Origin of the sequence: Streptomyces hainanensis (assembly GCF_004348415.1) — a bacterium.
GTDB lineage: Bacteria > Actinomycetota > Actinomycetes > Streptomycetales > Streptomycetaceae > Streptomyces > Streptomyces hainanensis.
In genome coordinates this window covers 1-12,643 of the sequence record NZ_SMKI01000224.1, presented here as the reverse complement: position 1 = coordinate 12,643, position 12,643 = coordinate 1, and the positions used below count along the sequence as shown (strand labels likewise).

10 protein-coding genes are annotated in these 12,643 nt (G+C 72.9%); 1 reads left to right on the top strand and 9 read right to left on the bottom strand.

Translation table 11 applies throughout. The features are described from left to right. Positions 1–120 precede the first annotated feature (120 nt). Positions 121–432: a DUF3039 domain-containing protein gene (locus E1283_RS20595; RefSeq protein ID WP_132819581.1), complete on the bottom strand. Its 312-nt coding sequence runs from the start codon at positions 430–432 to the stop codon at positions 121–123. Positions 433–443: 11 nt separating this feature from the next. Then, positions 444–1,001, bottom strand: coding sequence for a YqgE/AlgH family protein (locus E1283_RS20590; RefSeq protein WP_165956191.1), 558 nt, complete (start codon positions 999–1,001; stop codon positions 444–446). 151 nt (positions 1,002–1,152) lie between these two features. Here E1283_RS20590 and murA point away from each other — a divergent pair, with 151 nt between their 5' ends. Further along, positions 1,153–2,472 (top strand): UDP-N-acetylglucosamine 1-carboxyvinyltransferase, encoded by a 1,320-nt coding sequence (gene murA, locus E1283_RS20585; RefSeq protein ID WP_132819579.1) that lies wholly within the window; start codon positions 1,153–1,155, stop codon positions 2,470–2,472. Between the two features lie 30 nt (positions 2,473–2,502). On the opposite strand, the gene E1283_RS20580 is transcribed toward murA, so the two are convergent. The 7 genes from E1283_RS20580 to E1283_RS20550 all read right to left on the bottom strand — a co-directional run bounded on the left by E1283_RS20580 (position 2,503) and on the right by E1283_RS20550 (position 12,429). Further along, on the bottom strand, positions 2,503–4,359 hold the full coding sequence (locus E1283_RS20580) for a caspase, EACC1-associated type (protein ID WP_132819578.1): 1,857 nt from the start codon (positions 4,357–4,359) through the stop codon (positions 2,503–2,505). Beyond that, positions 4,356–4,736 carry an effector-associated constant component EACC1 gene (locus E1283_RS20575; protein WP_132819577.1) on the bottom strand — a complete coding sequence of 127 codons (381 nt, stop codon included), beginning with the start codon at positions 4,734–4,736 and terminating at the stop codon, positions 4,356–4,358. The genes E1283_RS20580 and E1283_RS20575 overlap by 4 nt, the downstream gene beginning before the upstream one ends. 170 nt (positions 4,737–4,906) lie before the next feature. Beyond that, positions 4,907–5,188 (bottom strand): HU family DNA-binding protein, encoded by a 282-nt coding sequence (locus E1283_RS20570; protein WP_132819576.1) that lies wholly within the window; start codon positions 5,186–5,188, stop codon positions 4,907–4,909. A 318-nt stretch (positions 5,189–5,506) separates the two neighbouring features. Further along, a complete protein-coding gene (locus tag E1283_RS20565) occupies positions 5,507–6,931 on the bottom strand; it encodes an NAD-dependent malic enzyme (RefSeq protein ID WP_132819575.1) in 1,425 nt (474 codons plus the stop codon). A gap of 384 nt (positions 6,932–7,315) precedes the next feature. Continuing rightward, entirely contained in the window at positions 7,316–9,598 is a 2,283-nt protein-coding gene (locus tag E1283_RS20560; protein WP_132819574.1) for a HelD family protein, read from the bottom strand. Positions 9,599–9,732: 134 nt separating this feature from the next. Beyond that, on the bottom strand, positions 9,733–10,887 hold the full coding sequence (locus E1283_RS20555; protein WP_165956190.1) for a uroporphyrinogen-III synthase: 1,155 nt from the start codon (positions 10,885–10,887) through the stop codon (positions 9,733–9,735). A gap of 144 nt (positions 10,888–11,031) precedes the next feature. Then, the gene (locus E1283_RS20550) at positions 11,032–12,429 is read right to left on the bottom strand and encodes a nitrate/nitrite transporter (protein ID WP_132819572.1); all 1,398 of its coding nucleotides are present in this window, start codon (positions 12,427–12,429) and stop codon (positions 11,032–11,034) included. Positions 12,430–12,643: the final 214 nt, after the last annotated feature.

The following is a 12,643-nucleotide window of genomic DNA, read 5'->3' as shown; positions in this document are numbered from 1 at the left end:
GCACGGAAACCAGGCATGACGAAGCCCCGGGCGGCCCTCGCCACCGGCGCGGCCGGCGGGCCGGGCGGGCCCGGGGTGCGACGAGACGCGGAGTCGGCGGGGCCGACGGAGCCGCGGCGGCTACTTGCCGCCGTTACCGCCGTTACCGCCGTTGCCGCCCTTGCCGTCCTTACCGCCGCCGAACGCGCCCATGGACTCGTAGATCTCCTTGCACATGGGGCACACCGGGTACTTCTTCGGGTCCCGACCCGGCACCCAGACCTTGCCGCAGAGCGCCACGACGGGGGTACCGTCCAGCGCGCTCGCCATGATCTTGTCCTTCTGGACGTAGTGGGCGTAGCGCTCGTGGTCGCCGTCGCCGTGACTCGTCTGCGGAAGGGGCTCGACGAGAGTGCCGGTGCCCGTTCCGCGCTCGGGCTCGAGAGTGCTCATGGGTCACAAGCCTAATTGAGCGACGGGTCGTCCGGGTATGTTGCGAGCAGCGCCAGACTGCCCCGCTGCCGGCGCAGCACGGCCCGCCACAGCCGCTCGGGCTCCGGCACCGACACGTCGCCCGGCTCCGAGTCGACCACGTACCAGGCGCCCTCCTCCAGTTCCTGCTCCAGCTGCTTGGGGCCCCAGCCGGCGTATCCGGCGAAGATCCGCAGGCTGCCGACCTCGGCCGCCAGCACCTCGGGCGGCGCCTCCAGGTCCACCAGGCCGATCGAGCCGTGCACCCGGCGCCAGCCGAGCGGCCCGGCGCCCGGCACCACGGCCAGTGCCAGCGCAGCGTCGAGCGCCACCGGGCCGCCCTGGAAGACGACGCCCGGCTCGCCGGCGAGCGAGGCCCACGGTTCGAGCACCTCGGACACCCCCACCGGCGTCGGACGGTTCAGCACCACCCCGAGCGCGCCCTCGCGGTCGTGGTCGAGGAGCAGCACCACGGAGCGGTCGAAGTTCGGATCGGACAGTGCCGGGGTGGCCACCAGCAGCCGCCCGGTGAGCGAGGACGCCTCGGTCATGGGTCCCATGATTCCCCATCGGATGGACGCTGGGGAGTGCCGTCGGCGAGCCCGCGGCACCAGCGGTCTTAGCATGGCCCACTAGCATTCCAATGCGGTCACCGTCGGAACGCGGTGGCCCCCGCACCGACCCCTGGGGATCGCGAGTTCGATGACCGACGACGTACTGATTGTTCACGGCGGCACCCCGATCGAGGGGGAGATCAGGGTCCGCGGGGCGAAGAATCTCGTGCCCAAGGCGATGGTGGCGGCGCTGCTCGGCAGCGCGCCGAGCCGGCTGCGGAACGTGCCCGACATCCGCGACGTCCGCGTCGTGCGGGGGCTGCTGCAGCTGCACGGGGTGACGGTGCGCAGCGGCGAGGAGCCGGGCGAGCTGGTGCTCGACCCGTCGCACGTGGAGAGCGCCAACGTCGCGGACATCGACGCGCACGCCGGTTCCTCGCGGATCCCGATCCTCTTCTGCGGCCCGCTGCTGCACCGGCTCGGCCACGCCTTCATCCCCGGGCTCGGCGGCTGCGACATCGGCGGCCGGCCGGTGGACTTCCACTTCGACGTGCTGCGCAGCTTCGGCGCGACCATCGAGAAGCGGGCGGACGGCCAGTACCTGGAGGCGCCCAAGGGCCTGCGCGGCTGCAAGATCCGGCTGCCCTACCCGTCGGTCGGCTCCACCGAGCAGGTGCTGCTGACGGCGGTGCTCGCGGAGGGCGACACGGAGCTGTCCAACGCGGCCGTGGAGCCCGAGATCGAGGACCTGATCTGCGTGCTGCAGAAGATGGGCGCGATCATCTCGCTCGACACCGACCGGACGATCCGGATCACCGGCGTCGACCAGCTCGGCGGCTACACCCACCGGGCGCTGCCCGACCGGCTGGAGGCCGCTTCCTGGGCCAGCGCGGCGCTGGCGACCAAGGGCAGCGTCTACGTGCACGGCGCCAGCCAGCGGGAGATGCTGACCTTCCTCAACGTGTACCGGAAGGTGGGCGGCGCGTTCGAGGTGGACGAGGTCGGCATCCGCTTCTGGCACCCGGGCGGCGCGCTCAACGCGATCGCCCTGGAGACCGACGTGCATCCGGGCTTCCAGACGGACTGGCAGCAGCCGCTCGTGGTGGCGCTGACCCAGGCTTCGGGGCTCTCCATCGTGCACGAGACGGTCTACGAGTCGCGGCTGGGCTTCACCAGCGCGCTCAACCAGATGGGCGCGCACATCCAGCTCTACCGCGAGTGCCTGGGCGGCACCCCCTGCCGCTTCGGCCAGCGGAACTTCCTGCACTCGGCCGTGGTGTCGGGCCCGACCACGCTGCAGGGCGCCGACCTGGTCATCCCCGACCTGCGGGGCGGCTTCTCGTACCTGATCGCGGCGCTGGCGGCGCAGGGCACCTCGCGGGTGCACGGCATCGACCTGATCAACCGCGGCTACGAGAACTTCGAGAACAAGCTGGAGGCCCTGGGCGCCAAGGTCGAGCGCGCCTGACGCGCGCCCGCGCCCGGGCGCGGGCGGGCGTCAGGGCAGTCGGACGGCGAGGGCGTAGACACGGGTGGTCTGCGTGGTGGCGCCGTTGTCGTCCGACACCAGGTGGAGGACGTGTCGTCCGCGCTGCTCGCCGTCGACGATCTCCTGACCGAGTGCCATGCTCTCGACGTTGTCGAGCAACGGGTTGATCTGCTCCTGCCGGGCGGTGGCGCCGGAGGCGGGGCAGTCGCCCAGGTCGACGACCAGTCTCTTGTCGGCCGGGAAGACGTCGGAGGGTGCCGTGCCGAGCGAGGTGAACTCCGACACGTCGGGCAGCCCGGCCAGCGACACGTGGTAGACGCGGACGGTGTTGCCGACGCCGGCCACGTATCCGCGCTCCAACGCGAGAAGCTCCCCGTGCCCGAGCGCCACCAGTTCCACCAGCGCGAGCCCCGCGTCGGCCTGGTAGCCGAACTGGCCGGCGAGTTCGTAGTCGCCGCCCCTGGTGCCCTGGTAGCGCTGGACGCGCAGCATGCCCTGCCCGCGGTAGGTGTCGTCGACGACGAGCGGGGTCTCCAGGCCGAGGTAGAGGGACCGGCCGTCCGGTGTGACGGTCAGGGACTCCATGTTGACGCTCGGTCGGAAGTTGTCCGGGATCGGTAGGCTGGCCACCGCCCGGCCGTCCGAGAGGCGGAACCTGGTGAGCGAGGGGCCGGTGTCGGACTCGGAGGCCACCAGCACGGTGGCGCCCTCGTCCACCAGCCCCTCGCCGTCGAACTGCTCGCCGCCGTGCGGGGCTCCGTCCGCCTCCGTCAGCGTCGTGACGTCCTCGATCGCCAGCCCCGCCAACTGCGGGCCGCCGAGCGTCATCTCGTACAGCAGCACCGGCGTGTTGTCGCCCAGGGCCAGGGCGCGATCGCCCTCGGTCAGGGCGAGCGCCGAGAGCCCCTGCACGTCCCGGCCGCGGTGCTGGGACTTGTCCAGGTCGTCGGAGTAGGCGAGCAGGGCGGCGTGCGGCGAACAGACGCCCGCCGCTTCCTCGTTCGCGCCTGCCTGCCAGAGGACCAGGGCGGGGCAGAACAGCACGGCGGCGATCCCGGTGGCCAGTGCCGTCCGGCGGCGGCGCCAGAAGGGCGCCGGGGGTTCGGGGCGGGCGGGCAGCCGTGCCTGGTTGCGGATGAACGGCCGGGTGCCGGCCTCGTTGCGGTCCTGCCGCTGCGGCTCGGGGCGCCCCTTGGCCGCCAACGAGTCCCGCACCTGCCGGTAGACGTCGTCGAGGGACAGCAACTCCGGGCCCTCGGCCACCCCGTTGGTGAGGACGTCCACCAACTCGCCGGTGAACGCGGTGAACTTCTCGCCCGGCACGGAGAGCGCGCGCACGTTCTCGGCGGCGGAGGTGAGCAGGTAGGTGTCCTCGACGCTGGCCACCGAGCGGAGGCTCGGGGGCTCCGACATGCCGCCGAGCGCCCGTCCGCTGAAGCAGCAGTCCAGGACGACGATCCGGCGCCGGGCCCGGCTGTGCTCGATGATGGCGCGGCGCAGCCACTCGTAGGGCACGGCGGTGTGCGGCTTCTCCGGCTGGGAGTCGGGCAGGGTCAGATGGAGCGTCAGGTCGTGCGGGTCGATGACGCCGTGGCCCGCGTAGTACACGACCAGGGTGTCCCTGGCCGACTTGGCGGCCCTGATGACCGGTTCGATCAGTTCGTCGGGCGTCCTGGGGTCCAGCACGGTCCGGCAGCGGTCGTCGTCCGAGAGGCCCCAGATCCGGGGATCGGTCAACGCGGACTGCAGGGCCCGGCAGTTGTTCGCCACGGCGGGCAGCGGCTCCAGCTCGGTGTACCGGCGGACGCCGACGAGGACGCAGGCCGACTGCTCCGGATCGGGCTGCGCGCCGCCTTCGCCGCTCACGCCGCGTCTCCCCGGCCGGCGTTCCGGTCGCGCTCGTCGCCGAGCGCCCGCACGAGGGCCCGCGCGGTGGCGGGGTCGGCGGTGGAGACCGTGACGGTGAGTCCTTCGCGCTCGATCGTGACCCGGGCGCGTGGGGCGCAGGCGGCCCGCCAGGCGGCGACGGCCACGCCCAGGTTGCCCAGTTGGAAGCCGTAGTCGACGACGAGCCTGATGACGTCGCCCGGCACCCCCATCGTGCCTGGCTCGGCGGGGCCGGCGGCGCGCAGCGAGATCTCGGCGTGCTCGCGTACCCCCGGCTGCCTGCGCAGCCAGTCGAGCAGGGAGCGTTTCTGCCGCCCGAGATCGTCACCCTCGGGCGCGATGTGAATGATTGTCACTCTTCTTCCCCCCGGAACCGAGGATCTGCCGACAAAAGGCGACCTTCCGGTCGGCGAAGAGCCTATGCGACTGTGGTCCTCCTCACGCACCGCGCAAGGTGAACGGACCCCGGAACGCACGAGAGGGGTGGCCCTGGCCGGGCCACCCCTGCGTCATGCGCGCCATGGGCTCACTTGCCCTTGGCGGCCTCCTTCAGCTTGGAGCCCGCGGACACCTTGACGCTGTACCCGGCGGGGATCTGGATCGGCTCGCCGGTCTGCGGGTTGCGCGCGGTGCGAGCGGCACGGTGGGTCCGCTCGAAGGTCAGGAAGCCGGGGATGGTGACCTTCTCGTCCCCCTTGGCAACGATCTCGCCGACGGTCTCGGCGAAGGCACCGAGCACGGCGTCGGCGTCCTTCCGGGTCACCCCGGCGCGGTCGGCCAGGCTGGCCACCAGCTCACTGCGGTTCATATTTCGTACTCCCGTGTTCATCTTGCCAATGAGGCGTGAGATCGAAGCCGATGCTGCCAGGGCCCACTGACAGCGCCCTGAGCAGGGTCTGCCTCCGGAGCCCCTCGCGCCCGGATACGCATCCTGCCCCCACGGGAGGCGGGAAGGCCAATCCGGCGCCCGCGGGGTCACACGAAGAGCGCTGATCACCCGCCGCCACGACGGTCCCGTGGCTTTGCCTCCCCGTCACCCTAAGGGGCAGCCCGTGAGGCCCGGCAACCGACTCGCCGCCTCGGTGGGCCGCCTGGGCCCAGGATCGAGGGGTTGTCGGCCGGCGGGTCAGCCGGCCGCGGTGGCGCCGGCCACGCCCTGGGCCGCCTCGCGGACGGCACCGGCCACCGCGCCCGAGACCTTCTCGTTGAAGACGCTCGGGACGATGTAGTTGGCGTTGAGCTCGTCCTCGCCGACCACGTCGGCGAGCGCGCGGGCCGCGGCCAGCATCATCGAGAGGTCGACGGTGCGCGACTGGGCGTCGAGCAGGCCACGGAACACCCCGGGGAACACCAGGACGTTGTTGATCTGGTTGGGGAAGTCCGAGCGGCCGGTGGCCACCACGGCGGCCGTCTGCCGGGCGATGGCCGGGTCGATCTCCGGGTCCGGATTCGCGAGCGCGAACACGATCGCGCCGTCCGCCATCGCGGCCACGTCCTCGGCGGCCAGCACGTCGGGGGCCGAGACGCCGATGAAGACGTCGGCGCCGACGATCGCCTCCTTGAGGGTGCCGGTGACGCCCTCCGGGTTGGTGTTGTCGGCGATCCAGCGCAGCGGCGAGTCGCCGTCGGCGCCCACCAGGTCGGCCCGGCCCGCGTGCACCACGCCGTGGATGTCGGCCACCACCGCGTGCTTGACGCCGGCCTCGATCAGCAGCTTCAGGATCGCGGTGCCGGCCGCGCCGGCACCGGACATGACGACCCGCACGGCGCCGAGCTCCTTGCCGACCACGCGCAGCGCGTTGGTCAGCGCCGCCAGCACCACGATCGCCGTGCCGTGCTGGTCGTCGTGGAACACCGGGATGTCCAGGGCCTCGCGCAGCCGCGCCTCGATCTCGAAGCAGCGCGGCGCGGAGATGTCCTCCAGGTTGATGCCGGCGAAGCCGGGCGCGATCGCCTTGACGATCTCCACGATCGCGTCGGTGTCCTGGGTGTCCAGGCACAGCGGCCAGGCGTCGATGCCGGCGAACCGCTTGAACAGCGCCGCCTTGCCCTCCATCACCGGCAGCGCGGCGTGCGGACCGATGTTGCCGAGCCCGAGCACCGCGGAGCCGTCGGTGACGACGGCCACGCTGTTGCGCTTGATGGTCAGCCGCCTGGCGTCCTCGGGGTTCGCCGCGATCTGTGTGCAGACGCGGGCCACACCCGGTGTGTAGATCATCGAAAGGTCATCGCGATTGCGAATCGGGTGCTTCGACTTCATCTCGATCTTGCCGCCGAGATGCATGAGGAACGTCCGGTCGGACACCTTGCCGAGCGCCACGCCCTCGATGCCGCGCAGCTTCTGCACGATCTCGTCGGCGTGCGCGGTCGAGCTGGCCGCGATGGTGACGTCGATGCGCAGCTTCTCGTGACCGGACGCGGTCACGTCCAGGCCGGTCACCGAGCCGCCTGACGACTCGACCACGGTGGTGAGCTGACTGACCGCCGTACCGCTCGCCGGGACCTCGAGACGAACCGTCATCGAGTACGAGACACTGGGCGCCGTTGCCATCGCCGACTTCCTTCGCTTTCCTGAAAACCGCCCCCGAAGTGTTGACACCATACGAGAGCGTCGCTCCTCGGTGAAACCCAGGGAGCGGGACCGATATGACCGTAACAGCAAAGCGTCACGGCCATGGAAACAGCGGGGAAAGAGGTACCGGAGCCGGTGGGCCCTACGGGCCTCGGATGGGGGGGATGGAGGGCGCCGACCCGCCAGCTCGCCTCGCGGCAAGTGGTCGCTCGTAGCGACAATGGTTGGGCCCGGGGGCATGGAACGGGCCGACGCCACTTTCAGGCTACCGCACGGGGCGGGGGCCCCTGCAAGGCCGGCCGCCGCGAAGCGGCGGGCTGGCCGCGGGGGCCCGCAGCCGGCGCGGCCGGGCCGCGCATGGGGTCAGGGCGTCGGGACGGTGGTGTCGTCGGTCGTCGTGAGGACGGTGAGCCGTTGGGTGGCCCGGGTCAGGGCCACGTAGAGGGTGCGGAGCCCGGCCGGGGACTCGTCACCGATGGTGACGGGAGAGACCACCAGCGTGGCGTCGTACTCCAGGCCCTTGGCCTCCAGGCTGCCCAGCACCATCAGCCGGTCCCCGGCCTCCGGGCGGAGGTCGGCCAGCCAGCCGGCGGCCGTCTCGCGCTGCCGCATCGCGACCACCACGCCGACCGTGCCCGGCACCTCGGCCAGCAGCCGGGCGGCCTCCGCCCGGGCCGCCGCCGGGAGCCCCTCCGCCGCGGCCACCGTGACGAACCGGGGTTCGATCCCGGTGGCCCTGACCGCCCGCGGCGGCACGGCGCCCGGCATGGCGCGGGCCAGCACGCCGTCGGCGACCCGGGCGATCTCGGCCGGGTTGCGGTAGTTGACGGTCAGTTCGAACCGCCGCCGCATCCGTCTCCCGAGGGCGCGGTCCCGCTCGGCGGTCGCCTCGGCCGGGTCGGGCCACGAGGACTGCGCCGGGTCGCCGACGATGGTCCAGGTGGCCTGCGCGCCGCGCCGCCCGACCATCCGCCACTGCATGGGCGTGAGGTCCTGCGCCTCGTCGACGATGACGTGCGCGTAGTCCATCCGGTCCCCGCCGTCCGCCTCGGCCGCCCGGTCGCGGGCCGGCGCGGAGCGCTCGGCGTAGGTGGTCAGCTCGGCGAGCCCGGTCAGCTGGTCGAGCGGGTCGGCCTCGCGGGGCGCCGCCGGCCTGGCCGGCGTGCCGAGCAGCGTCCGCAGCTCGTCGAGGAGCGCCACGTCGTGGGCGGAGAGCCCGGCGCCGGCCGCGGTCACCCGCCGCAGCGACCGCGCCACCTGCCGCACCTCGCGCGGCCGCAGGATCCGGCGGGCCCAGCGGCCGAGCCGCTGCTCGTCCGCCATCGCCGTCAGCACCTGGAGCGGGGTGACCTCGGGCCACCAGGCGGCGAGGAAGTCGATGAACACCTCCTCGTCGGCGATGTCCTCGTTGAACGCCTCACGCGCCTCGGCGGCGAACCCCGGATCCTGGTAGCGGTCGGGCGCCCCGGACTTCCGCCAGAGCGCGTCGAGCAGCAGCCGGCGGGCGCGCGGCCGCAGCAGGTTGACGGGCGCCGTGCCGCCCAGCGCCTGCTGCCGCACCCGCGCCAGCTCGTCGCCGGACAGCTCGACCCGGCGTCCGAAGGCGACGACCCGCAGCCGGTCAGGGGCGCCGGGGCGTTCGACCACGCCGCGCGCCGCGTTCTGCAACACCCGGGCCATCGCGGCCGAGCCCTTGGTCCTGGCGACGGCCGGGTCGTCGTACGCGTCGGCCTCGACACCCTCGAACAGCGAGCCGAGGGCCCGGATCGCGACCTGCCCCTCCTCGCCGAGCGACGGCAGCACGCCCTCGGTGTACGAGACGAGCAGCGGCGTCGGGCTGACCACCAGGATGCCGCCGGCGTAGCGCCGCCGGTCCTGGTAGAGCAGGTAGGCGGCGCGGTGCAGCGCCACGGCGGTCTTGCCGGTGCCCGGGCCGCCCGTGACCTCGGTGACGGCGGCGGCGGGCGCCCTGATCACCTCGTCCTGCTCGGCCTGGATGGAGGCGACGATGTCGTTCATCCGCCGCCCCCTGGCCCGGCCGAGGGCCGCCATCAGCGCGCCGTCGCCGACCACCGGCAGTTCGACGCCGCCGAGCAGCGCCCGCAGTTCGGGGCGGAGCAGGTCGTCCTCGACGCCGAGCACCCGGCGGCCGCGGCTGCGGATCACCCGCCGCCGCACCACCCGGCCCGGCGCGACAGGCGTGGCCCGGTAGAAGGGGGCGGCGGCCGGGGCCCGCCAGTCGATCACCAGCGGCACGTACTCGGCGTCGAGCACGCCGAGCCGCCCGATGTGCAGGGTCTCGGCGATCTCGGCGACGGGCTCGCCGCCCTCCTCGCCGATCGCGTCGTCGGCCGGCTCGACCGAGGTCTGGGCGCCGTCCGGGCCGCGGACCCCGTCCTTGCCCGGCAGCAGGTCGATGCGGCCGAAGAGGAAGTCCTCGAACTCGTTGTTGAGCCGGGAGAGATGGCGCCCGGCGCGGAAGACCTGGGCGTCGCGCTCGGCGAGCGCGCCCGGCGTGCCGACCTGGACGCGGCTGGCGGCGTCGGCCATCAGGAACTCGGCCTCGTGGATCTTCTCCGTCAGCCGCCGGTACACGGTGTCGAGATGCCGTTGCTCGTCGCTGATCTCGCGTTCCCGCACGTCCATGGCGCGGTCCCCCTCTACGGCTGTCGGCTCGGCTGGCTGGAAGGCGTTCCACCGTACGCCCATCCGGCCGGTCGCGCGCGGCTCGTGCCAGCCGTTGGACGGTTCCGTCGCAGGTCCGGGCGGGGCGCCCGCCGTCACTCGCCGTACTTGGGGCCGTCCAGGGCGGGGTCGAGGGCGAGCCGGTAGCCGCGCTTGACGACGGTCTGGATCAGGGTCGGCACGCCGAGCGCCGTCCGCAGCCTGGCCATCGCGGTCTCCACGGCGTGTTCGTCACGCCCCGCGCCGGGCAGCGCGCGCAGCAGCTCGGCGCGGGGGACCACCCAGCCGGGGCGCCGGGCGAGCACCCGCAGCATCGCCATGCCGGCGGGCGCGACCGGCCGCAGCTCGCCGTCGACCACCACGGCGTGGCCGCGGATCTCCATGCGCCGGCCGGCGACCGGCAGCGGGCGGGCCCGGGCCGGCAGTTCGTGGCAGAGCAGCTGGACGAGCGGGCCGAGCCGGAACCGTTCCGGCGCCTGGGTGGGCACGTCGTGGGCCTGGAGCGGCAGGGCGGTGACCGGCCCGACGCAGGCCGGCAGCACCCGCTTCTGGAACGCGGCGACCAGCGGTTCGAGGATCCCGCGCTCCTCCGCCCTGCGCAGCAGGGAGGCGGCGGCCGGCGCGCTGGTGAAGGTGACGGCGTCCAGGCCGCCGGCCAGCACGCTGTCGATCAGCCGGTCGACCGGCGCGATGTCCTCCGGCGGCATCCAGCGGTAGACGGGGACCTCGACGACCTCGGCGCCGGCCTCGCGCAGCGACTCGATGAAGCCGGGCAGCGGCTCGCCGTGCAGCTGGAGCGCGATCCGGCGGTCGGCGACGCCCTCGTCGAGCAGCCGTTGCAGCACCTCGGCCATGGACTCGGACGCCGGCGACCACCGCTCGGTGAGGCCGGCGGCCCGGATCGCGCCGCGCACCTTGGGCCCGCGGGCCAGCAGCTCCGAGGTGCCGAGGGTGCGGAGCAGGTCCTCGCCCGTCCCCCAGCCGTCGGCCGCCTCGACCCAGCCGCGGAAGCCGATCGCGGTGGTGGCGACGACGATGTCGGGCGCGTGCGCGATCAGTTCGCGGGTGGCGGCCAGCAGCTCGTCGTCGTCGGCGAGCGGCACGATGCGCAGCGCGGGCGCGTGCAGCACCTCCGCGCCGCGCCGACGCAACAACGCGCCGAGTTCCTCGGCCCGGCGGGCCGCGGTAACGCCCACGGTGAACCCGTCGAGTGGCCGGATCTCACGCCCCGCCTGTTCCGTCTGCGCCATCCGCTCCATCGATCCGTGTCGCTCCGCCCCGAGTGTTTCCGATGCGTGGAACCGAGCCTGTCAACGGAGCGTGACAGGCTCGGTTCCGGTGGATTACCCCCGGGTTACGCCGGGCCAGGGCGGCGCGGCGTTCCCGGGGGTCCGTCAGACCCCGACGTAGGCGGGCTGCCGGTCGCCGCTCTCCGCGATCGGGGCGCCCGGCTCGCCGGTGGCCCCGGCCGGCTTCGCGCCCCGCAGGTATACGGCCCATGTGACCACGAAACACGCCGCGTAGAAGACCAGGAACGAGGCGAAGGCACCGGTGCCGGACCCGGTGGTGAGGAAGGACTGCCGGAACGCCAGGTTGATCCCGAGTCCGCCGAGCGCGCCCACCGCGCCGATCAGACCGATGGCGGCGCCGGACAGCCGGCGCGCGTACGTCGCGGCCTCCTCGCCGGCGAGCCCCAGGTCCTGGGCCTTGGCACGGTAGATGCCGGGGATCATCTTGTAGGTCGAGCCGTTGCCGAGCCCGCTGAGCACGAAGAGCGCGACGAAGCCGACCAGGAAGACCGGCAGCGACTCGTTGGCCGAGGCCAGCACCACGACGCCGGTGGCGAGCGCCATCCCGGCGAAGGTGTAGAGCGTGATCCGCGCGCCGCCGAACCTGTCCGCCCAGTAGCCGCCGACCGGCCTGATCAGCGAGCCGAGCAGCGGCCCGATGAAGGTGATGGACGCGGCCTGGAGCGGGGTGCGGTCGAACTGGTTCTGCAACACCAGGCCGAAGGCGAAGCTGTAGCCGATGAACGAGCCGAAGGTGCCGACGTAGAGGAACGACATGATCCAGGTGTGCCGGTCCCTGACGGACTCCCTGGCGGCGCCGGTGTCGTTGGTCACCGGGCCCAGATTGTCCATGTACCGCCACGCCAATGCGGCGGCGACGACGATCAGCGGCGCGTAGACGGCGAGCAGTACCCGGGGGTTGCCCTCGCCGGCGGTGGCGATCACCAGCAGGCCGACCAGCTGGATCACCGGGACGCCGATGTTGCCGCCGCCGGCGTTGAGGCCGAGCGCCCAGCCCTTGCGGCGCAGCGGGAAGAACGCGTTGATGTTGGTCATCGACGACGCGAAGTTGCCGCCGCCGACCCCGGTCAGCGCCGCCACCAGCAGGAAGGTGGTGTAGGAGGTGCCGGGTTCCATCACCGTCCAGGCGAAGGCGGTGGGCAGCAGCAGCATCGCGGCCGAGACGACCGTCCAGTTCCGGCCACCGAAGCGGGCGACGGCGAAGGTGTAGGGCACCCGGACGACGGAACCGACGAGGGTCGCCATCGACACCAGGAAGAACTTCCCGGCCGGGTCGATGCCGTACTCCGGGCCCATGAAGAGCACGAGGACGGACCACAGGGTCCAGATGGAGAAGCCGATGTGCTCGGAGAGGATGGAGAAGACGAGGTTGCGGCGGGCGATCCGCTCCCCCTTCTCCTTCCAGAACCGTTCGTTCTCGGGATCCCACTCGTCAATCCAGCGTCCGCCTCGTCGGGAGGCCACAGGCTTCGGGGCTGACATCGCGCCTCCAACGGGCGTCGGGCTCATGCTCGGTCAAGGTCCTCGTGCTGCCCGAAGGTAGGTACCGCGCGTTTCACGGCTGTGGCCCGAGGTGACGCGGGCGAAACCTTGCACTCACGGCTGCGCGCCGGACGACGCCGAGCGGCAGCTCCCGGGGCGCGGCGAGCGTCCTGGCCACCAGGTCGGCCCAGACGACGAACACCGCGCCGAGGAG